This window comes from Mesorhizobium sp. ES1-6 (assembly GCF_020164775.1).
Taxonomy (GTDB): domain Bacteria; phylum Pseudomonadota; class Alphaproteobacteria; order Rhizobiales; family Rhizobiaceae; genus Mesorhizobium.
The window spans coordinates 58,216-79,886 of sequence record NZ_JAIUGU010000003.1 but is presented as its reverse complement, the minus strand read 5'-3'; the positions used below and the strand labels follow the sequence as shown (position 1 = coordinate 79,886).

Annotated in this window: 18 protein-coding genes and 1 pseudogene; 13 read left to right on the top strand and 6 right to left on the bottom strand. The window is 66.3% G+C overall.

Annotation, left to right across the window (positions count from 1 at the left end; translation table 11 throughout):
• Nucleotides 1-30 precede the first annotated feature (30 nt).
• The 8 genes and pseudogenes from LB564_RS09150 to LB564_RS09120 all read left to right on the top strand — a co-directional run bounded on the left by LB564_RS09150 (nt 31) and on the right by LB564_RS09120 (nt 8,559).
• On the top strand, nt 31-2,172 hold the full coding sequence (locus LB564_RS09150) for an acetate--CoA ligase family protein (RefSeq protein ID WP_224536905.1): 2,142 nt from the start codon (nt 31-33) through the stop codon (nt 2,170-2,172).
• A 9-nt stretch (nt 2,173-2,181) separates the two neighbouring features.
• A complete protein-coding gene (locus LB564_RS09145) occupies nt 2,182-3,351 on the top strand; it encodes an acyl-CoA dehydrogenase family protein (RefSeq protein WP_224536903.1) in 1,170 nt (389 codons plus the stop codon).
• A gap of 40 nt (nt 3,352-3,391) precedes the next feature.
• Entirely contained in the window at nt 3,392-4,225 is an 834-nt protein-coding gene (locus LB564_RS09140) for an ABC transporter permease (RefSeq protein WP_224536900.1), read from the top strand.
• Complete coding sequence (locus LB564_RS09135) at nt 4,222-5,022, top strand: ABC transporter permease (RefSeq protein WP_224536897.1); 801 nt, start codon at nt 4,222-4,224, stop codon at nt 5,020-5,022. The genes LB564_RS09140 and LB564_RS09135 overlap by 4 nt, the downstream gene beginning before the upstream one ends.
• Nucleotides 5,023-5,135: 113 nt before the next feature.
• Nucleotides 5,136-5,459: pseudogene (locus LB564_RS31730) on the top strand (ABC transporter ATP-binding protein); the annotation flags it as partial.
• Nucleotides 5,460-5,504: 45 nt separating this feature from the next.
• A complete protein-coding gene (locus tag LB564_RS31725) occupies nt 5,505-6,131 on the top strand; it encodes an ABC transporter ATP-binding protein (protein WP_411961729.1) in 627 nt (208 codons plus the stop codon).
• Nucleotides 6,124-7,176: an ABC transporter substrate-binding protein gene (locus LB564_RS09125; protein WP_224536894.1), complete on the top strand. Its 1,053-nt coding sequence runs from the start codon at nt 6,124-6,126 to the stop codon at nt 7,174-7,176. The genes LB564_RS31725 and LB564_RS09125 overlap by 8 nt, the downstream gene beginning before the upstream one ends.
• 78 nt (nt 7,177-7,254) lie before the next feature.
• On the top strand, nt 7,255-8,559 hold the full coding sequence (locus tag LB564_RS09120) for an NAD(P)/FAD-dependent oxidoreductase (RefSeq protein ID WP_224536892.1): 1,305 nt from the start codon (nt 7,255-7,257) through the stop codon (nt 8,557-8,559).
• A gap of 38 nt (nt 8,560-8,597) precedes the next feature.
• On the opposite strand, the gene LB564_RS09115 is transcribed toward LB564_RS09120, so the two are convergent.
• Entirely contained in the window at nt 8,598-9,230 is a 633-nt protein-coding gene (locus LB564_RS09115) for a methyltransferase family protein (protein ID WP_224536890.1), read from the bottom strand.
• A 230-nt stretch (nt 9,231-9,460) separates the two neighbouring features.
• Here LB564_RS09115 and LB564_RS09110 point away from each other — a divergent pair, with 230 nt between their 5' ends.
• The 3 genes from LB564_RS09110 (at nt 9,461) to LB564_RS09100 (ending at nt 12,464) form a co-directional block, all read left to right on the top strand.
• Nucleotides 9,461-10,249 carry a hypothetical protein gene (locus LB564_RS09110; protein ID WP_224536887.1) on the top strand — a complete coding sequence of 263 codons (789 nt, stop codon included), beginning with the start codon at nt 9,461-9,463 and terminating at the stop codon, nt 10,247-10,249.
• Nucleotides 10,250-10,352: 103 nt separating this feature from the next.
• On the top strand, nt 10,353-11,036 hold the full coding sequence (locus tag LB564_RS09105; RefSeq protein WP_140703665.1) for a winged helix-turn-helix domain-containing protein: 684 nt from the start codon (nt 10,353-10,355) through the stop codon (nt 11,034-11,036).
• A gap of 63 nt (nt 11,037-11,099) precedes the next feature.
• Nucleotides 11,100-12,464, top strand: coding sequence for an ATP-binding protein (locus LB564_RS09100; protein ID WP_224536885.1), 1,365 nt, complete (start codon nt 11,100-11,102; stop codon nt 12,462-12,464).
• 427 nt (nt 12,465-12,891) lie between these two features.
• On the opposite strand, the gene LB564_RS09095 is transcribed toward LB564_RS09100, so the two are convergent.
• Nucleotides 12,892-13,320: an Lrp/AsnC family transcriptional regulator gene (locus LB564_RS09095; protein ID WP_224536883.1), complete on the bottom strand. Its 429-nt coding sequence runs from the start codon at nt 13,318-13,320 to the stop codon at nt 12,892-12,894.
• A 121-nt stretch (nt 13,321-13,441) separates the two neighbouring features.
• On the opposite strand from LB564_RS09095, the gene LB564_RS09090 reads away from it, so the two are divergent.
• Nucleotides 13,442-14,545, top strand: a complete 1,104-nt coding sequence (locus tag LB564_RS09090; RefSeq protein ID WP_224536880.1) for a saccharopine dehydrogenase family protein — start codon at nt 13,442-13,444, stop codon at nt 14,543-14,545.
• 266 nt (nt 14,546-14,811) lie between these two features.
• On the opposite strand, the gene lpdA is transcribed toward LB564_RS09090, so the two are convergent.
• The 4 genes from lpdA to LB564_RS09070 form a co-directional block, all read right to left on the bottom strand.
• Entirely contained in the window at nt 14,812-16,209 is a 1,398-nt protein-coding gene (lpdA, locus tag LB564_RS09085) for a dihydrolipoyl dehydrogenase (RefSeq protein ID WP_224536878.1), read from the bottom strand.
• A gap of 199 nt (nt 16,210-16,408) precedes the next feature.
• A complete protein-coding gene (locus LB564_RS09080) occupies nt 16,409-17,734 on the bottom strand; it encodes a dihydrolipoamide acetyltransferase family protein (protein ID WP_224536876.1) in 1,326 nt (441 codons plus the stop codon).
• 18 nt (nt 17,735-17,752) lie between these two features.
• Nucleotides 17,753-18,766, bottom strand: coding sequence for an alpha-ketoacid dehydrogenase subunit beta (locus LB564_RS09075; protein ID WP_224536873.1), 1,014 nt, complete (start codon nt 18,764-18,766; stop codon nt 17,753-17,755).
• Nucleotides 18,767-18,769: 3 nt separating this feature from the next.
• Entirely contained in the window at nt 18,770-20,002 is a 1,233-nt protein-coding gene (locus LB564_RS09070; protein ID WP_224536870.1) for a 3-methyl-2-oxobutanoate dehydrogenase (2-methylpropanoyl-transferring) subunit alpha, read from the bottom strand.
• Nucleotides 20,003-20,613: 611 nt separating this feature from the next.
• Here LB564_RS09070 and holA point away from each other — a divergent pair.
• Complete coding sequence (gene holA, locus LB564_RS09065; protein WP_224536866.1) at nt 20,614-21,657, top strand: DNA polymerase III subunit delta; 1,044 nt, start codon at nt 20,614-20,616, stop codon at nt 21,655-21,657.
• Nucleotides 21,658-21,671: the final 14 nt, after the last annotated feature.

Below are 21,671 nucleotides of genomic sequence, written 5' to 3'. Positions count from 1 at the left end.
GCTTCGGGAACGAGCCGTGGGAGCAGACATTTGGCCGGAACCATCGCCGCCCTTGGCGGCATGACACAGACGGGGCATCGCCTCGATGCGCTGCTGCGGCCGGCATCGATCGCCTTCGTCGGCGCCTCGGTGCGCCCCAACACGCCGGGCAACACTATGGTGCGGGCGGCGGCGATGGACGGTTATCGGGGCCGGGTCTACGCCATCAATCCGAAATACGATCAAGTGGAAGGCGTGTCGTGCTTCCCCGATCTGGCGGGCCTGCCTGAGACGGTCGACCATGTCGTGCTCGGCGTCGCCAACGACTATCTCGAAAGCAATCTGCTGGCCGCCGCGCGGCACGGCGCCAGGGCGGTCACCATCTTCGCCAGCTGCGACCTGACCGGAGCCGCCAACGACCCGCTCGCCGCCCGCCTGACCGACATCGCCCGCGACGCCGGCATCGTCATTTGCGGCGGCAACGGCATGGGCTTCTGCAACCCGCAGATCGGCCTGCGCGTTTCCGGCTTCGCCGCCAATCTCGCCATGAGGCCCGGTGGTGTGGCCCTGGTCACGCAGTCGGGCTCGGCCTTCTCGGCGCTCGCCTATAATGACCAGCGGCTGAAGTTCCAGCTCTGCGTCTCCAGCGGCCGCGAGCTGACGACGACGACGGCCGACTATGTCGACTGGGCGCTCGACCAACCCGACACGACAGTCATCGGCCTGTTCCTAGAAACCGCGCGCCGGCCGGACGATTTCGCCCGCTGCCTGGAAAAGGCCGACCGCCTCGGCATTCCGGTGGTGGCGCTGAAGGTCGGCCGCACCGAGCTGAGCGCCGGCTTCGCCGCCAGCCATAGCGGCGCCATCGCCGGCGACAATGCCGCCTATGAGGCGCTGTTCGACAGATGGGGCGTCTTCAGCGTCGACACGCTGGACCAGCTCGCCGCCAATCTCACTTTGTTCTCGGCCGGCAGGCCGGCGGCGAAAGGCGGCCTTGCCAGCCTGCACGATTCCGGCGGCGAACGCGAAATGGTCGCCGACCTCGCCGCCAAGGCCGGCGTCCCGTTTGCCGCCATCTCCGAGCACACCCGCGAGGGGCTGCGGCTGCATCTCGACAGCGGCCTGCAACCGGCAAACCCGCTCGACGTCTGGGGCTCGGGCCTCGATTTCGAAATCCATGTCGAGGCCTGCATGGACGCCATGCTTGCCGATCCCGATACCGCCATCTGCGTGCTGTTCCAGGACATACGCGACGGTTCCTACATCGCCGAGGGTTTCACCCGGGCCGTGATCCGCTCCAGCGCCAAGACCGGCAAGCCGGTGGCCGTGGTCAGCAACTACGCCACGGTGAACCATCGCGCGCTGGCCTTGGCCACGACGGAGGCCGGCGTGCCGGTCATCGACGGCACCGAGGAAGGCCTGCACGCCATCAGCAACCTGCTGGCGTTCCGCGACCGGCGCGCCGCGACCCACATATTTGCGCCCGCCGTGACGCGCGATGTCCGCGAACGCTGGCGCCGCCGCCTCGGCGAAGCCAGGCCATTTGGCGAAAGCGAAGCGCTGGCGCTGCTGGCCGACTACGGCATCGCCACGCCGCGCGTCATCGCCGCCGCCACACAAGATGACGTTCTCGCCGCCGCGCGGGAAATCGGCTTTCCCGTCGCGCTGAAGACCGCGGTCCCGGGCATCCAGCACAAATCGGACGTCGGCGGTGTCCGCCTTCGCCTTGGCGACGCGGCGGCGCTGATGGATGCCTATGCCGATATGGCGCTGCGGCTTGGCCCGGAGGTGCTTGTCGCCGAGATGGCGCCCAAGGGTGTCGAGATCGCTTTCGGCCTGATCCGCGACCCACAGTTCGGACCCTATCTGGTCGTCGCCTCCGGCGGCGTCTGGATCGAAGTGCTGAGGGACCGCGCGGTCGCCCTGCCGCCGCTCAGCCTCGAACGGGCGCAAGCGCTGATCGGCCGACTGAAGACAAGTCCGCTGCTCGATGGCGGGCGCGGCCAGCCACCGGCCGACCGGCGGGCGCTTGCCACCGTGCTGGCGCGCTTCTCGATGCTTGCCGCCGATCTCGGCGACCTCATCGACGAGATGGACGTCAACCCGCTCATGATTTCCGACCGTGGCTGCATGGCCGTCGACGCGCTTCTGCTCGGCCGCCATGCCGGTCGTCAACACGATGAATTGCATTAGGGGATTGCCATGAATTTCGACCTCAGCCCGCGCGAAAAGGAACTCTCGAAAAAGGGCCGCGACTTCTGCGACCAGGTGCTCTTGCCGCTGGAAGCCGTCACCGACGAACATGGCGAACTGCCGATGGAGCGCCGCGAGGCCGTGCGCCAGCAGGTGCGCGACTGGGGCCTGGCTGGCATCAACCACTCCAGAGAGAATGGCGGGCTCGGCCTGACCATGGTCGAGCAGACGGCGATCGAGGAACAGCTCGGCCGCGTCACCAACGGCCTGTGGAGCTGCGTCTGGCGCCCGCCGGTCAGCCTGAAATTCGGCACGCAGGCGCAGAAGCAGGACTATCTGATCCCCTCCTCGCACGGCCACCGCCGCGGCGCCTTCGCCATCACCGAACCGGAGGCCGGCTCCGACCCACGGCGCGTGAAAACAAGCGCCGTGCTGAAGAACGGTGAGTGGCACCTGACCGGCGAAAAATGGTTCGTCACCTCCTACAACGCCTCTGACTTCGTCATCGTCCATGCCCATGTCGACGACGACCCCGACAAGCCGACACTATTTCTGGTCGACAAGCCGGTGAACAACATGGTGCATCTGCGCTCGCCGAAATTCATGCACAATTTCGCTTTCGACCATGCCGAGCTTCGCTTCGAGGGCACCACGGTCGGCGAGGACAAGATGCTGGGCAAGATCGGCCAGGGGCTGGAACTGACCAAGGACTGGTTCGTCGAGGCCCGCCTGCAGATCGCCTCGCATGCCGTGGGCGCCGCGACCCGCGCCGCCGAAATCGCCAACGACTACGCCACCTCCCGACACCAGTTCGACCGGCCGATCCGTGATTTCCAGGGCGTCGAGTTCATGCTGGCCGACATGGCGGTGGAGATCTTCGCCGCCAAGTCGATGCTCTACCGTGTCGCCTGGGAGATCGACCAGGGTCTCGACCGCAAGCGCGTGCACGCCCATGCCAGCGCGCTGAAACTCTACTGTTCGGAGGCCGCGGGCCGCGTCATCGACAAGGCGCTGCAGGTTCTCGGCGGACGCGGCTACATGCGCGAGAACCCGGTCGAGCGGCTCTACCGCGACATCCGCGTCGACCGCATCTGGGAAGGCACTTCGGAAATCCAGCGCGTGATCGTGGCCGGCCAGATCCGCAAGCGCGGCATTGGTGTCTTCAGCGAGGTCGCCTGATGCCCTCGTCCCGCCAAGACAGCAGGGGCGTGCCGTCGTGATGGCGCGCCGGCATCTGGAGACCGCATGCCTGCTCGGCCCGGCACTGGTCGTGCTGGCGCTGCTTTTCGTGGTGCCGCTGGGGCGTCTGTTCTCGCTCGCCTTCACCGATCCGGCCGGTCCGTTCGCGACCTTCGGCGTGCTCGCCGACAGCGCCGTCTATCGCCAGGTGATGTGGAACACCTTCGTCGTCGCGCTCATGGTCACGGCGCTCTGCGTACTGCTCGCCTGGCCGGTCGCCTATGTCCTGTCGCGCCTCGAAGGCGTCTGGTTCGGCCTCGCCCTCTATGGCGTGCTGTTCCCCTTCTGGATTTCGGTGCTGGTGCGGACCTTTTCCTGGATGCTGCTTCTGGAGCGCAACGGGCCGATCAACCGGCTGTTGATGGCAACGGGCATCACCGAAGCGCCGCTGGCGCTGCTGTTCAACAATGTCGGCGTGCTGGTGGGCATGATCCATGTCCTGTTGCCCTACATGATCCTGCCGCTCTACGGCGCCATGGTTCGCATCGACCGCCGCCTGCTGCTGGCCAGCGACGGGCTCGGCGCCGGCCTCATCGACACCTTCCGGCGCATCTATCTGCCGCTCTGCCTGCCCGGCCTCGCCGGCGGCGCGACCTTCGTCTTCCTGCTGTCGCTCGGCTTCTTCATCACGCCTGCCCTGCTTGGCGGCTCGAATGCCATCACGCTGTCGATGCTGATCGCCAGCTTCGTCAACGACCGCCTCGCCTGGTCGCTCGCGGCCGCCGGCTCGCTGGCGCTGCTGGCGATCGTGCTGGTGCTGATGGCGCTGACCGCCCGGCTGCTGCCGATCGAGAGGGGGTTGTTCGCGCGATGAACAGGCTGCCGCTCGTCCTGCGCATATCGGCCAATGCCGGCGCCAGCCTGGTGCTGGCCTTCCTTGTGCTGCCGATCCTGGCCGTGGTGCCGGCCTCCTTCAACAAGGCGAGCTTCATCTATCTGCCGCCGCGCGCCTGGTCCGGCGTCTGGTACGAGCGCTTCCTCGCCGATCCGGAGTGGCGCACGTCGCTCGTCAACAGCGTCGAGGTCGCCGCGTTGGCCACCATCATCGCGGTGGCGCTCGGCACGCTGGCGGCGATCGGCCTGCGCCGCATCGACGGCCGCTGGCGCACGCTGGTCACCGGCCTGTTTCTGGCGCCGATGATCGTGCCCGTCATCGTCACCGCCGTGGCGCTCTACCGCAGCGCGCTCGATGTCGGCCTGAGCGGCACCATCCTTGGCATGAGCCTTGGCCATGCCATCCTGGCGCTGCCTTTCGTCGTCATCAATGTCGGCATCGCGCTTCGTGCCGTCGACGACAACTGGCTGCGCGCCGCCGCCGGCCTCGGCGCCGGCCCGTGGCGGATCTTCCGCACCGTCACCTTGCCCAACATCACCCCCGGCATCGTCGGCGGCGCCATCTTCGCCTTCATCACCTCCTTCGACGAGGTGATCATCGCCGTGTTCATGGCCGGCTACGCCTCCAAGACACTGCCGGTGAAGATCTGGGAATCGATCCGTCTGGAATTCACCCCGGTCATCGCGGTCGCCGCCACGGTGATGATCGCGCTCGCCATCGTCCTGTTCGCGCTCGCGCAAATCTTCAGCCGCAAAACCGGGAGCCCGAGCCGATGACCCCTATCCAATCGGGACAGTCGCTGCGCCTCGCCGGCGTGTCGAAGACCTATGGCGGCTTCCGGGCGCTGGAGCCGACCGACCTCGACGTGAAGGCGGGCGAATTCCTGACGCTGCTCGGCCCCTCGGGCTCGGGCAAGACGACGCTGCTCAACCTCACCGCCGGCTATGTCGAGCCGACGGCGGGCGAGATCCGTATCGGCGCGCGCGACGTAACCCATATGCCGGCGCGCCACCGCAACATCGGCATGGTGTTTCAGAACTACGCGCTGTTTCCGCATATGAGCGTCGGCGAGAACGTCGCCTATGGGCTGAGCGTACGCCGGTTGCCAAAGCCCGAGATAGCGCGGCGCGTCGGCGAGATCCTTGCCCTGATGCGGCTCGACGGTTTTGCCGACCGGCCCGTCCAGCAACTCTCGGGCGGCCAGCAGCAGCGCGTGGCGCTGGCCCGCGCGCTGGTCATCGAACCCGACGTGCTGTTGATGGACGAGCCGCTCGGCGCGCTCGACAAGCAATTGCGCCGCTCGGTGCAGCTCGAACTGCGCCGGCTGCACCAGAAGCTTGGCCGCACCACCATCTACGTCACCCACGACCAGGAGGAGGCACTGGTGCTCTCCGACCGCATCGCGGTGATGGATGGCGGCCGCATCCAGCAATTGGGGACGGTCGACGACCTCTACGACCGCCCGCTCAACGCCTTCGTCGCCGGCTTCATCGGCGAATCCAACCTGCTGCCGGTGCGCGTCCTCTCGACATCGGGCGGACAGGCCTCGGTCGACGTCGAAGCGTTCCGAAGGACAATCGCCGTCGACGCCGCCCCTGGCACGGCGACAGGCGAACCGGCACGGCTGCTGATCCGCCCCGAGCATATCGAGCTTGGCCTCGGCGGCGACGGTGTCGCCGCCGAGATCGTCGAGGTGATCTATCTCGGCGAACTGACCCAGCTCACCTTGCGGCTGGACGGCGGTGAGACGCTCGCCGCCCGCCAGATCACCGACCGGACCTTGCGGGCCGGCGCCAGGGTTCATGTCTCGTGGAAACCGGGCCACGCCCGCGCCGTCCCCCATTCCCCATCCAAACCCACCAAAACGGAGAAAGCTGATGCATAGGCGTACTTTCCTTCTGACGGCAGCGGGCGGCCTGCTGGCCGGCGCGACGGGTCTTCCGCGGCTGGCGCGGGCCGATGGCCGGCCCTTCACCTTCACCTCCTGGGGCGGTGCGCTGTCCAATGCCGAAAAAGCGGCCTTCATCGATCCGTTCGGCCAGCTCAAGGGCATCCAGGTCGTCAACACCTCGCCGACCGAGACCGCCAAGATCAAGGCCATGGTCCAGGCCAAGGCGGTCGAATGGGACCTCGTCGATGTCGGCGGCCGCACGGTCTGGCAAGGCGCCGATGAAGGGTTCCTCGAACCCATCGACGTCGCCAAGGTGCCCAACGCCGCCGCGCTCGAAAAAGGCTGGGTCGCGCCCAACGGCATCGCCACCTCGACAGGCGCCACCATCATGGCTTGGTCGAAGACGGCTTTCCCGGACGCCGGTCCGCAATCCTGGGCCGATTTCTGGGACGTGAAGCGCTTTCCCGGACCGCGCGGCCTCTACCGCTTCTTCTACTACAATTATGAGGCGGCCCTGCTTGCCTCGGGCCTGAAGCACGACGAGGTGTTTCCCTACACCACCGAGAAAGCCGACATGGCGATGGCAAAGATCAAGGAGCTGAAGCCGCATGTGAGTGTCTGGTGGGGCAGCGGCGCGCAGCCGCCGCAGCTGCTCTCCTCGGGCGAGCTGGCGCTGTCATCGGCCTGGAGCGGCCGCGTGCTGGCGGCGGAAGCGGAAGGCGCGCCGGTGGGCTTCACCTACAAGGACGGCATTGCCTGGGCCAACTGGTGGGTCATTCCCAAGGGATCGCCCAATGTCGCGCTGGCGCATGAAGCGATCGACTTCGCGCTTGCCGAAGCCCAGCAGGCGAAGCTGCTCGACCTGAAGACCTACGGCCCGGTCCTTTCCAGCGCAACATCGGGCGCCGACGCCGAGACGAAGAAAATCCTCGTCATGGCACCCGACAACATCAAGGACATGCTGATCCTCAACGAGGGCGAGGCCAACAAATATTCCGTCGCCTATGAGGAAAAATGGAACCAGCTGATGCTGCAGTGAGCCGCCAGGCTCGAGCCCAGGCGCCCCGGCGGACGACCGGCCGGGGCGCCGCATCGCATTCTTTCCCGGAGATCAGCCATGCCCGCTGACGCACCCCAGGCCTTGCCGGCCAGCCTTTGGGCGGCCACCGCCACACCCGCGCCCGCCTATGCCGAGGCCAAGGGCGATGCCGTGGCCGATGTCGCCATCGTCGGCGCCGGCTATACCGGCCTCAGCACGGCCCTGCATCTGTCGCGAGCCGGCCGGAGGGTGATTGTCGTGGAAGCCAGCGAGCCGGGCTGGGGCGCCTCCGGACGCAATGGCGGCCAGATCATCGCCGGGCTGAAACACGACCCCGACACGCTGGAAGCCAAATTCGGACAAGCGCTGGGCGCGGCCATCACCAAGACCTTCGGCGCCGGCGGCGATCTGGTCTTCGACATCATCGAGAAATACCGCATCGACTGTCATGCGCGGCGCACCGGCTGGATCCAGGGCGCGCACGGGCCGGGACCTTTTTCCGACATCGTCACGCCCCGCTTCCGGCAATGGCGCGCCAGGGGCGTCGAGGCCCGCCTGCTCGACGTCAAGGAAATAGCCGCGCTCACCGGCTCGGCGCCCGATGCCTATCATGGCGGCTGGTTCGACCCGCGCGGCGGCGTGCTGCAGCCGCTGAGCTATGCGCGCGGCCTGGCCGCGGCCGCGATCGCGGAGGGCGCGACCGTGCTGGCGCGGTCACCGGCGCTTGGGCTGCGCCGGGACGGCGACCACTGGCGGCTCGATCTAGGCCAGGCCTCGATCCGCGCCCGACAGGTCGTGCTCGCCACCAATGCCTATACGGGGAAGCTGTGGCCGGGCCTGCGCCAGACCGTCATACCGGTGACCAGTTTCCAGATCGCCACGCAGCCGCTGGCGCCATCGGTGAGGAAAACCATCCTGCCCGGCGGCCAGGGCGTCGCCGACACCAGGCGGCTCCTGCTCTATTTCCGGCTCGACCATGAGGGCCGGCTGGTCATGGGCGGACGCTCGCCCGTCGACGACAACCCGACCATGGACGATGCAGCACCCCTCAAGGCCGCTCTTGCCCGCATCTTCCCGCAGGCCGCGGGCGCGCCGGTCGAGTTCGTCTGGAGCGGCAAGGTCGCGATCACCAAGGACACGATGCCGCATATCCACATGCTGGCGCCGGGCCTGTTCACGGCGCTGGGCTGCAACGGGCGCGGCGTCGCCGCCTGCACCACGATAGGCAGGCTGCTCGCCGATCTCGCTTTGGGCACAGCGCCGGCCGACCTCCCCTTCCCCGTCACCGCCCCGGACCGTTACGCCCTGCACGCCTTGCGCAGGATCGGCGTCTTCGCCTTCAGCCAGTATTACCGGCTGCTCGACGGCCGCAGCGCCGCGTGAAAATGATTAGCCGGATAATTTGTGGTTCGGCTCGACCTTCAGTAGAGCGTGATGAAAGCCGGCAGCAGGCCGCTTTCGCGGAAATACTCGACGAGCTCGATGACCGGAAAGATGGCGAGGAAGTAGAGCCCGTCGAAGAAGGTGCGCCTCAGCGCGCGGGTCGAAAACTGCAGCTCGTCATTGTCGCGGTAGAGCAGCGGGTTAGGCCAGAACCGGGGCGTCGCCTTGATGTAGCTGCTATAGGCCGGGCCGAACTTGCCCAGCAGAAATTCGGCTTCCTTGCGCGCCGTGACGCGGAAGATCAGGAAGCTGGCGACGCCAAGCAAAGCGGCCGCGACCAGTGAGCCGTAGAGCAGGCCGATGCCGACAGCGCCGACCGTCGAGAAGAAGTAGAGCGGGTTCTGGCTCATCGAGAACGGCCCCGTCGAGACCAGCTCCTCGTTCTTCTTGCCGCCAACATAGAGGATGCTCCACAGCCGGCCGGCAACGCAAATCAGAACCAGGCAAAAGCCGACCAGTTCGAGCGTCTCGTGCCCGTTCGACCCTTCGCTGAGCGCCGGTTTGGTCAGGAACAGCAGCAGCACCGCCAGCGCCGCCGCGACGCGGGTGAAAACCAGCCGCTTGCGCTGGATGAAAGCCTTTGAAACCGGCTTGAGGGACGCGTAGGTCATCTGTCTGTTCCTGAGCACTTTGGTGCAGGCCGGGCCACTGGGGCACGCCATTGATGGCGGATACAAGGCGCTCGCCCTCTATCAGCGCATCGCGAGACTTTCGTAAAGGCCTATTGCGCCGGCCGCCGCCCTCCTTACGAATTTGTATGGCACCGGAAAGGCTGGAGAGAAGTCGCCTCCCTATTGTTCGGATGCCAGACCGCCGCAACCATCGACATCGGATTTCAGCCATGCTCGCTCCCAATTCAGCCGGGCCGGCCCAAAACAGGGTTCCCGAAGTCACCGTCGATTTCTGGCTCATCAAGCTGATGGCGGTGACCATGGGCGAGACGGCGGCCGACTATCTCACCGTCAACCTTGGTCTTGGGCTGACCGTCACTTCGCTGATCATGACCGGCGTCCTGGTGGTCGCCCTTGTCGTCCAATTCGCGCAGAAGCGCTACGTGCCCTGGGCATACTGGCTGGCGGTGGTGCTGATCAGCGTCGTCGGTACGTTGGTCACGGACAATCTGGTCGACACTTTCGGCGTGCGCCTGCAGACCACCACGATTGCCTTTTCCGTGGTGCTGGCGGCGACATTCGCGGTCTGGTACGCGGCCGAACGGACGCTCTCGATCCACACCATCTTCACCACCCGGCGCGAGATATTCTATTGGCTGGCGATCCTGTTCACCTTCTCGCTCGGCACCGCCGCCGGCGACCTGGTCGCCGAGAGCTTCGACATGGGCTATCTGACCACGGGCCTGCTGTTCGGCGGCGTCATCGCGCTCATCGCGCTCGCGTATTATCTCGTCAGCCTCGACGCCATACTGGCGTTCTGGCTCGCCTACATCCTGACACGGCCGCTTGGCGCGTCCTTCGGCGATTGGCTGTCGCAGCCCGTCGAATATGGCGGCCTCGGCTTCGGCACCACCTTCACCAGCCTGCTCTTCCTCGGCTGCATCGTCGCCCTTGTCCTCTATATGACGCTCAGGAAGAATGCCGATGAGCTCGACGAGATGCTGCTGGACTCGGAATGAACTCGGGTGAGCGCGCAAGCCTGGCCAGCCTCACCGCGCTCCTAGGAACGAACCCGAGCCGGTGATAGCCTGTCGCCGATATCGGCAGTCAACCGGAACAGCGATGCGATTACTTCTCGTCGAGGACGACCATAGGACAGCGGACTATATCGTGCGCGGCCTGACCGAGGCCGGCCATGTCTGCGACCTCTTGCGCAACGGGCATGACGGGCTTTTCGCCGCGACCTCCGGCGGCTACGACGTGATCGTCGCCGACCGAATGATCCCGGGCCTCGACGGCCTGTCGATGGTGAAGGCGGTCCGCGCCGCCGGCGTGCGCACGCCGGCGATCTTCCTCACCTCCGTCGGCGGCATCGACGACCGCGTCGAGGGGCTCGAGGCCGGCGGCGACGACTATCTGGTCAAGCCCTTCGCCTTTTCCGAACTGCTGGCCCGCATCAACGCGCTCGGCCGGCGCCCGGCCGCGCAGGAGCAGAAAACGGTGCTCAGGGTCGGCGACCTCGAAATGGACCTGATCATGCGGCGCGTCGTCAGGCAGGGCCAGCCGATCGACCTGCAGCCGCGCGAGTTCAGCCTGCTCGAGGTGCTGATGCGCGGCGAGGGCCGCGTGATCACCCGCACCATGCTGCTGGAGCGCGTCTGGGATTTTCATTTCGATCCCAAGACAAGTGTCGTCGAGACCCATATCAGCCGGTTGCGGGCCAAGGTCGACAGGCCGTTCGAGACCCAGCTCATCCACACCATCCGCAACACCGGCTACAGCCTGCACGCGCCGCTCTCCCAGTGATCGCGACATCCCCATGACGCGACTTGCCTATGACCGCGACTTTCACATGACCGCGAACTTCAGATGACCGCCACCTGGACCCGCCTGCTGCGCAGCACGCCGTTCCGGCTTGCCCTGACATTCGCCTTCCTGTTCATGCTGGCCTTCATCCTGTCGGGCGCCATCGTCTACCAGATGATGAGCGCCGACCTTGCCGAGCAGCTCGACGACACCATCAAGGAAACCTATTCCGTCATCGCCGCGACCTATGCCGACAACGATCTCAAGGAGCTGGTGGAGACCGTCCAGAGCCATTCGATCCGCAGCGCAAGGAAAGAGCAGCTGTTTTCGCTGACCGACGCGGCCGGCAACCGCATTGCCGGCAACTTCACCGCGGCTGGGCTTCCCGACGGGTTCTCGATGTTCGGCGCCGAGATGCCTGGCCTGCCCCCGGACACCGAATACCGCGCCTATTCCGGTCCGGTCGGCGCCAACAGCTTGACCATCGCCTTCAGCCTCTCCGAGACGGAGGAGCTGGAAACGATCATGCTGATGAGCTTTGGCTGGGCGACCCTGATCATCACCGGCCTGGCCGTCACCGGCGGCGCGCTGCTCGCCGCGCGCGTCCAGCGCCGCCTCGACGGCATTGCCGCCACCATGGTCGACGTCTCGCATGGCCGGCTCGACACCCGCATTCCGCTGACCGGCAAGGACGACGACATCGACATCGTCTCCACCCAGGTCAATGCCGCGCTCGATCGCCTTTCGGCGCTGGTCGAAGGCATGAAGCAGGTCAGCGCCGACATCGCGCATGATTTGAAGACGCCGCTCAACCGTCTGCAGATGATCCTGGAGAGCGCCGCCGACAAGGCCGCGCGGGCCCAGAACGTCTCCGACGAGCTGGCCGACGCGCGGACTGAGGGTCATCAGATCAACGAGACCTTCGACGCGCTGCTGCGCATCGCGCAGATCGAGGCCGGCGCGCGCAAGGCGCGCTTTACCGATGTCGATCTCGGCGACATCCTCCAGACGATCGCCGAGATCTACACCGACGTGGCCGAGGACGACGGCAAGTCGCTGTCGCCGCCGCGGCTGGAGGAGCCGGCGGGCCGGATCCATGGCGACCGTGAACTGCTGACGCAGATGGTCGCCAATCTGGTTGAGAACGCGCTGCGCCACTGCCCGCCCGGCACGGCGATCGAACTGGCGGTGACACGTCAGGATGACCGCGTCCTTGCAAGCGTTGCCGACAACGGCCCCGGCATTCCCGCCGACGAGCGCGAAAAAGTGTTTCAGCGGCTCTACCGGCTGGACCACAGCCGCTCGACGCCGGGCAGCGGCCTCGGCCTCAGCCTCGTCAGGGCCATCGCCGACCTGCATGGCGCGACCATCACGCTCGAGGACTGTAAGCCCGGCCTCGCCGTGGTGGTGAGTTTTCCGCTGGCTTAGCCGGCGAAGTTATCCGGTACAGGTCAATGCCGCTTGGGTCCTCGCCCAGCTTTCGCCTGGGCATGCACACATCTTCTGTGATTGACGTGACTGATCGGCGCGAGGCTTAATTGCTAGGTGGTTCCCCCAATCCGTCGCTGCTTCGCAGCGCCACCTTTCTCCCCTCCGGAGGGAAAGGAAGGGAGCGTTGCCGCCAAAAGCCTGGCGCCTTTTCCTCTACCCCGTCGATCGGGGGGTCCGTAGGACGGGCGAGACCCGTGGCTCGCCCCGGCAAGGTGGCTCGGCGAAGCCGAGACGGAGTGGGGGTCGACCAGCTCTGTGTAAGACAATGTATGCGGCAAGCCGTTTGCATGCCGCAGCACAAAGTGCGGGCGAGGAACCCAAGTTCTGTGGGCCGACAGCCGTTTGCGCCGGCAGTGCCGGCCTCTCACCGGTCGATCCGCGTCGACAGGATGATCGATGACGCTGTGCGCTCGACACCCTCCATGGCGCCGATCTGGTCGAGCAACATATCGAGATCACGGATCGACGGCGCGTCGACGATGACGATCATGTCGAAATTGCCGCTGACGGAGTGCAGCGTCCTGACCGGCGGCAGCGCCCGCAGGGCCCGCACCACCGTGTCGGAGAGCTTGGGCGTGACGGTGAGCAGCACATGCGCCCTGACCAGCCCCTGCTCATAATCCGGCGCCAGCCTGACGCCATAGCCGGTGATGATGCCGCGCTGCTCCAGCCGCTCGATGCGGCTTTGCACCGTCGTGCGCGACACGCCGAGCTGGCGCGCCAGTTCGGCCGTCGAGGCGCGCGCGTTGGCGCGCAGCAGGGAAAGCAGGGCCTGTTCGGCTTCGCTGAGCATTTCGACGAATCCCCTCGGCAAATCGGCCAAAAATAGATTTCACTTTGCAGGATTCCACGCTTCCTTTCGACAGGCAAGCTGCGATGATTCCGCCAAACGCGGACCGCGGGGGAATTTGACCATGAACAAGATCGTTATCGTCGGCGCCGGCAAGATCGGCTCGACCATCGCCGAAATGCTCGCTGAAACGGGTGATTACCATGTCACCCTGGTCGACCGCTCGGCCGCACAGCTCACTGCTTCCGAAGTGCCCGGCGGCGTAGATACGCTCGAACTCGACATCGCCGCGCCCGGTGCGCTTGAAGCCGCGCTCGCCGGCAAGTTCGCGGTGCTGAGCGCAGCGCCCTTCCATCTCACCACGCGCATCGCCGAGGCGGCGGCCAGCGCTGGCGTGCATTATCTCGACCTCACCGAGGATGTCGTCTCGACCAGGCGCGTCAAGGAGCTGGCCCGGTCCGCCAAGAGCGCCTTCATCCCGCAATGCGGGCTGGCGCCCGGCTTCATCTCGATCGTCGCCAATGACCTCGCCAGCCGTTTCGACACGCTCGAAAGCGTGCGCATGCGCGTCGGCGCGCTGCCGCAATACCCGTCCAACGCGCTGAACTACAATCTGACCTGGAGCACCGACGGCGTCATCAACGAATATTGCGAGCCTTGCGAGGCGATCGTCGAAGGCGAGCTGGTCGAAGTGCCGCCGCTGGAGGAGCGCGAGGAGTTCTCGCTCGACGGCGTCACCTACGAGGCGTTCAACACCTCCGGCGGTCTGGGCACACTGGCCGAGACGCTGAAGGGCAAGGTGCGCACGCTGAACTACCGCACCATCCGCTATCCCGGCCATGCCGCGATCATGAAGGCGCTGCTGAACGATCTCGGCCTGCGCCATCGCCGCGATGTGCTCAAGGACATTTTCGAAAGTGCTTTGCCGGCGACGCTGCAGGACGTGGTCATCGTCTTCGTCACCGTTTCCGGCCGCAGACAAGGCCGCCTGCTGCAGGAAACCTACGCCAACAAGATCTATTCCCGCCGCGTCGGCCAGACGGTGCGCAGCGCCATCCAGATCACCACGGCGTCCGGCATATGCGCCGTGGTCGACATGCTGGCCGATGGCTCGCTGCCGGCGACCGGCTTCGTCAAGCAGGAAGAGATCGCGCTCGACGCCTTCCTCGCCAACCGCTTCGGCCGCGCCTATGCCCAGCACGATATGGTGAGCCGGCTGGCCGGGTGAGGAGCCGCTCCCCGTTGATTGGTTCGCGCCTTTCCTCTCCCCCGTCGATCGGGGGGTCCGAAGGACGGGCGAGACCCGTGGCTCGCCCCGGCAAGGTGTCGAGCGCAGCTCGACGGAGTGGGGGTCGACGGCTCGACGTATCCGGATGGTTGCCCGATTTTCGACGGCAACAGGTTTGACCAGCGCTTTCCCCCACTCCGTCGCTGCTTCGCAGCGCCACCTCTCCCCCCTCCGGAGGGAGAGGAAAGGAGCCTAGGGGTAACACCTCAAATATGCAGCGCGTGCCCGAGCGCCTTCAGCGCCGCTTCCTGGAATCCTTCGCCCTGCGTCGGATGGGCATGGATGGTTCCGGCTATGTCCTCCAGCCGCGCTCCCATTTCCAGCGCCAACCCGAAAGCCGCCGCCAGTTCCGACACGCCCTGGCCGACCGCCTGGATGCCGAGCACCAGGTGATTGTCGGCGCGTGCGACGACGCGGACGAAGCCGTCTTCGCCGAGCCTGGTCATGGCGCGGCCATTGGCGGTGAAGGGGAACAGGCCGATCTTGATCTCGCCACCAAGCGCCTTGGCCTCTTCGGGCGACAGGCCGGCCGTCACCAGTTCGGGATCGGTGAAGCAGACGGCGGGGATCGAGCGCTTGTCCCAGCCGCGCTTGTGGCCGGCGACGATTTCCGCGACCATCTCGCCCTGCGCCATTGCCCGGTGCGCCAGCATCGGCTCGCCAGTGACGTCGCCGATGGCGAAGATGCCGCGCATCGAGGTCCGGCACTGGTCGTCGATCCTGATGAATTTTCCGGCCCTGTCGAGATCGATCTGCTCGAGCCCCCAGCCCTCGGTCACCGGCCTGCGGCCGACCGTGACCAGGATCTTGTCCGCGGCGACCTTGGCGCTCTTGCCGTCCGACGTCTCGACGAGCAGCGCATCGCCTTTGGTCGACAGGCCCTTGGCCTTGGCGCCCGTCATCACTTCGACGCCGAGCGCGGCGAGCCGCTTCACCACGGGCCGGGTTAGCTCCGCATCATACTGCGCCAGCACGCGCGGCAAGGCTTCGGCCACGGTCACTTCGGCGCCCATCTTGGCGAAGGCCATGCCGAGTTCGAGCCCGATATAGCCGCCACCGACGACCGCGAGTTTCTTGGGAAACTCACTCAGGGCCAGCGCCTCGGTGGATGAGATCACCGGCCCGCCAAAGGGAAGAAAAGGCAATTCGACCGGCGCCGAGCCCGTCGCGATGACGATCGTCTCCGCCCGGATCACCTGGCTTCCGGTCTCGGTTTCGACTTCGACGGTCTTGCCGTCGCGAAACGTCGCCCAGCCCTGCACGGTCTTCACCCCGGCCTTCTTCAGCAGGCCGGCGACGCCGCTGTTGAGCCGGCTGACGATGCCGTCCTTCCAGGCGACGGTCCTGGCAAGATCGAGCACCGGTGCGGTTACCGAGATGCCGAGCGGGCTCTTGCCGCCGGCCATGTGCGAGACCTTCTCGAATTCCTCCGCCGCATGGATCAGCGCCTTTGAGGGGATGCAGCCGACATTGAGGCAAGTGCCGCCAGGCTTGCCGGCCTCGACGATGACCGTATCGACACCGAGCTGCCCGGCGCGGATGGCGCAGACGTAGCCGCCCGGACCGGCCCCAATGACAAGCAGCTTGCAGGAGATTTCTTTCATGGTGGCTGCATCCTTTCAGCGGCGAGCCCCCTCATCCGGCCGCTTCGCGGCCACCTTCTCCCCGGGGGGGAGAAGAGGCAAGCGCCAGCGCTGCGGACCTCCTCTCCCCTCGGGGGAGAGGTCGGATTGCCCCGAATTGCCCTTTGCAATTCGGCTGGCAATCCGGGTGAGGGGGACCCTTGAACCTTGCGTCATCGCATCAATCCACGAAAATCAGCGCCGGCGTTTCCAGCAGCGCCTTGATCCGCTGGATGAACACCGCCGCGTCCCAGCCGTCGATGACGCGGTGGTCGAAGCTCGACGACAGGTTCATCATCTTGCGCGGGATGAACTGCGTGCCGTCCCACACGGGCCGCACCATCATCTTGTTGACGCCGATGATCGCCACTTCCGGGTGGTTGATGACAGGCGTCGTCGCCACGCCGCCCATGGCGCCGAGCGAGGTGATGGTGATGGTCGAGCCGGACAGTTCGTCGCGTGTCGCCGTGCCGGACTTGGCCGCCTCGGCCAGCCTGGCGACCTCGGCGGCGCAATCCCAGATGTCGCGCGCCTCGGCATGCTTGACGACAGGCACCACCAGCCCCGACGGCGTCTGCGCGGCGATGCCGATATGGATGCCGCCATGCTGGTGGATGATGCCGGCTTCGTCGTCGAACAGCGAATTGAGCTGGGGCTGGTCTGATATCGCCTTGACCATTGCCCGCATCAGGAACGGCAGCAGCGTCAGCTTGGGCCTCTCCGCGCCTCCCTTGGCCGGGCGCTTCTCCTTGTTGAGCGCGGCGCGCAAGTCCTCCAGCGCGGTGACGTCGATCTCCTCGACATAGGTGATGTGCGGGATGCGCGACTTGGACAGCGTCATCTTCTCGGCGATCTTGCGCCTGAGGCCGACCAGTTTGATGTCCTCGACCGCATCGTTGCGGGCGAGGCCGGATGTCTTGGCCGGTTGCGGTCCGCGCGCCAGGAACGCCTCGATATCCTCGTGGCCGATGCGGCCGGCCGGGCCGCTGCCCGCGACTTGCCTGAGATCGATTCCGGCCTCTTTCGCCCGCAAGCGGACGGCTGGCGACGCCAGCGGCTTTTCGCCTTCCGGGCGCGGCGCGCCGGAGGCCGAGGACCGTGCAATGGTTTTCGCGGCAGGCGGTGCGGGTCTTGCCGGCGGCTCGGCGGGCTTTGTCGCCCTGGGCGACTGTGGGGTTTCTGGCTGCGGGCTCGGCGGCTTGGCGGGCGCTTCGGCCTCGGCGGTTGGCTCCGCGTCTTTGCCGGCGGCTTTCACATTGCCTTCGCCCGCCACCTTCAGCCGCACGATCGGCGAACCGATCGCCACCGTGTCGCCGATCTCGGCGCCCAGCCACAGGATTTCGCCATCGACAGGCGACGGGATTTCGACCGTCGCCTTGTCGGTCATGACGGCGGCAAGCACCGTGTCCTCGCGCACGATGTCGCCGATCTTCACATGCCATTCGACAAGCTCGGCCTCGGCGACGCCTTCGCCGACATCGGGCAGCTTGATGATGTGTTCGCCCATCTCAGGCTCTCCCAATTCTTACGCTTGCAATGTTTCTACGAGAGCGCGGCCGACGCGGGCCGGTCCCGGAAAATACTCCCACTCCTGCGCATGCGGATAGGGCGTGTCCCAGCCGGCGACGCGGGCCACCGGCGCCTCCAGATGGTAGAAGCAGTTTTCCTGCACCAGCGCCGAGAGTTCGGCGCCGAAACCGGAGGTCAGCGTCGCCTCGTGCACGACGACGCAGCGCCCGGTCTTCTTCACCGAGGCGACGATCGTGTCGAGGTCGAGCGGCAGCAATGTCCTGAGATCGATGATCTCGGCATCGATGCCGGTTTCCTCGACCGCGGCCTGGGCGACATAGACCATGGTGCCGTAGGCGAGCACGGTGACAGCCGTACCCGCCCTGCGGATCGCCGCCTTGCCGAGCGGCACCGTGTAGTGGCCGTCGGCAACCTCGCCGAGCTCGTGCTTCGACCATGGCGTCACCGGCCGGTCGTGATGGCCGTCGAACGGGCCGTTATAGAGCCGCTTCGGCTCGAGGAAGATAACGGGGTCGGGGTCCTCGATCGCCGCGATCAGCAGGCCCTTGGCATCATGCGGGTTGGATGGCACCACCGTCTTGAGGCCCGACACATGGGTGAACAGCGCTTCCGGGCTCTGGCTGTGCGTCTGGCCGCCGAAAATGCCGCCGCCGGTCGGCATGCGCACCACGATCGGGCAGGTGAAGTCGCCATTGGAGCGATAACGCAGCCTTGCGGCTTCCTGCGTCAGTTGGTCGTAGGCCGGATACATGTAGTCGGCAAACTGAATCTCCACGCACGGCTTCAGCCCATAGGCGGCCATGCCGATGGCCGAGCCGACAATACCGGATTCGTTGATCGGCGCGTCGAAGCAGCGGCTCTTGCCGTACTTGGCCTGCAGCCCGTGCGTGACGCGAAAGACGCCGCCGAAGAAGCCGACATCCTCGCCGAAAACGACGACTTTGCTGTCGCGCTCCATCGACACGTCCATGGCGTCGCGAATGGCCTCGATCATGGTCCGTCTTGGCATGGCTCAGACTCCCGCCTGCTGGCGCTGGCGCCTGAGATGCGGCGGCATTTCGGCAAACACACCTTCGAACATCTCGCGCGTCGACGGCTTGCCGCCGGCATGCAGCGTGCCGTGGCTTTCGGCCTCCTTCTGCGCCGCGATCACCGTATCGAGGATTTCGGCTTCGGCCTGCGTGTGCCGTTCGTCGGACCAGACGCCGAGCTTGATGAGATGGTTCTTCAGCCGCATGACCGGGTCGCCCAGCGGCCAGGCGTCGGACTCGGTCTTCGGCCGGTAGGCGGAGGGATCGTCCGAACTGGAATGTGCGCCGGCGCGGTAGGTGACATATTCGACCAGCGTCGGTCCGAGATTGCTGCGCGCCCGCTCGGCCGCCCACTTGGCCACAGCATGGACGGCCAGATAGTCATTGCCGTCGACGCGCAGCGACGGGATACCGAAGCCGAGCCCCCGCGCCGCGAAAGTGCCCGAGCCCCCGCGCGCGATGCCTTGAAAAGTCGAGATCGCCCACTGGTTGTTGACGACGTTGAGCACCACGGGCGCCTTGTAGGTGGAGGCGAACACCAGTGCCGAGTGGAAATCGGACTCCGCCGTCGAGCCGTCGCCGATCCAGGCCGCGGCGATCCTCGAATCGTTCGAGATGGCCGAGGCCATCGCCCAGCCGACCGCCTGGATGTACTGCGTCGCCAGATTGCCGGAGATCGAGAAGAAGCCATGCTCCTTCGACGAATACATGATCGGCAGCTGCCGGCCCTTCAGCGGGTCGGCCTCGTTGGAATAGATCTGGTTCATCATCGTGACCATCGGATAGCCGTCGGCGATGAGCAGGCCGGCCTGGCGATAGGTCGGGAAATTCATGTCGCCCGGCTTCAGCGCCTTGCGGAAAGCGCAGCTCACCGCTTCCTCACCCAGATGCTGCATGTAGAAGGACGTCTTGCCTTGCCGCTGCGCCATCTGCATGCGCGCATCGAAGGTCCGCAGCGTCATCATGTTGCGCAGGCCCTCCAGCAATTCCTCGCTGGACAGCAGCCCGGCCCACGGCCCGACGGCTTCGCCGTTGCGGTTGAGCACGCGGATGATCGAAAACGCCATGTCGCGGATCGTGCGCGGATCGACATCAATGTCGGGGCGCGGCACCGAGCCGGCCTCGGCGATGGTCACGTTGGAAAAATCAGGCGTGCCGCCCGGCCGCACTTCCGGCTCTGGAACGTGAAACCGCAACATCCCAGCATCGGCCATGACCTCAACTCCTCCAATGTTGCCTGGCGCGGATATTTGCACATCCCCGCGTCCAGGCCACTGCGAATTCGCGGGGCAAGCCCTTCAGCCATCGGTTCCGGCCACGCCGGCCAATCCGGCTTCCCGCGCCCAAGATGAAGATATGTCCGCGAAATTTCTTGTCTATGTTGGGCCGTGGCACGCAATTTGGCGAATGGTTGCGGGCAGGTTGCCGCCAGATAAGGCGATTGGGTGGCAAGGCTTGGGGTTCGCCGATCTCGGCGCCCTTCCTCTCCCCCGTCGATCGGGGGGTCCGAAGGACGGGCGAGACCAGTGGCTCGCCCCGCCAAGGTGGCGAGCGCAGCTCGACGGAGTGGGGGTCGACCTAGCTCAGGCGGTATATTTCAAGACGGGCGATGTCGCTCCTGATTGATGCCCCCGTGCTGAGTTGGCAGCGGCAGCGGATTTGATCACCGCCTTCCCCCACTCCGCCGGCTTCGCCGGGCCACCTCTCCCCCCCTCCGGAGGGAGAGGAAGGGAGCCAAGACTGGCGAGCTTGCGCCTTTCCTTTGCCCTCCAACGGAGAGGAACCCAAGCTGGAAGCCATCCCCGCATCATGCTAACCACCCTCCATGGCACAGAAGAAAGCTTTCGAGGTCGACGGTTGGCTGGCGCGGCCCGATCCGCGCATCTCGATCGTCCTGCTCTACGGCCCCGACCGCGGCCTGGTCTCGGAGCGGGCGAAGGCCTTTGCCGGCAAGACCGGGCTGCCGCTCGACGATCCCTTCTCCGTCGTGCGGCTCGAGGGCTCCGAGGTCGACCGCGACGAGGGCCGGCTGCTCGACGAAGCCCGCACCGTGCCGATGTTTTCCGACCGCCGGCTGCTTTGGGTGCGCAACGCCACCGGCCAGAAGGCACTGGCGGACGACGTCAAGGCGCTGACGGCGGAGCCGGCGCGGGATGCCATCATTCTCATTGAAGCCGGCGATTTGAAGAAAGGCGTCGGGCTGCGCGCCGTGGTCGAGGGCGCCGACACCGCCATGGCGCTTCCTTGCTATGCCGACGAAGCCCGCGACATCGATACCGTCATCGACGACGAGCTGCGCAAGGCCGGCATGTCGATGACGCTGGAGGCGAGGCAGGCGCTGCGCCGCAATCTCGGCGGCGACCGGCTGGCCTCGCGCGGCGAGATCGAAAAACTTATCCTCTACGCCCACGGCCAGAAGGAAATCGGGCTGGACGAGGTGCGGGCCATGTCCGGGGACGTGTCCGGCGCCTCCTTCGACGACGCCGTCGACGCGCTGCTGGAAGGCAAGGTCGGCGACTTCGACACCGCCTTCACCCGCCATTGCCAGGGTGGCGGCCCGCCCTTCCTGGTGCTGTCCTCGGCGATGCGGCAGCTGCAGCAGATCCAGGTCATGCGCGGCCAGATGGACTCAGGCGGCCGTAACGCGGCTTCCGTCGTTGCCGCGGCGCGGCCGCCGGTCTTTTTCTCCAGGCGCAAGCTGGTGGAGAAGACGCTGGAGCGCTGGAACAGCGAAGCACTAGGCCGCGCGCTGACCCGCCTGCAGACCGCGGTGTTGCAGACGCGGCGCCGGCCGGACCTGTCGGTCGCGCTGGCACGGCAAGCGCTGCTTGGGATCGCCGTGGAAAGCGCGCGGCTGGGGCAAAGGTAGGAAAGCGATCTTCC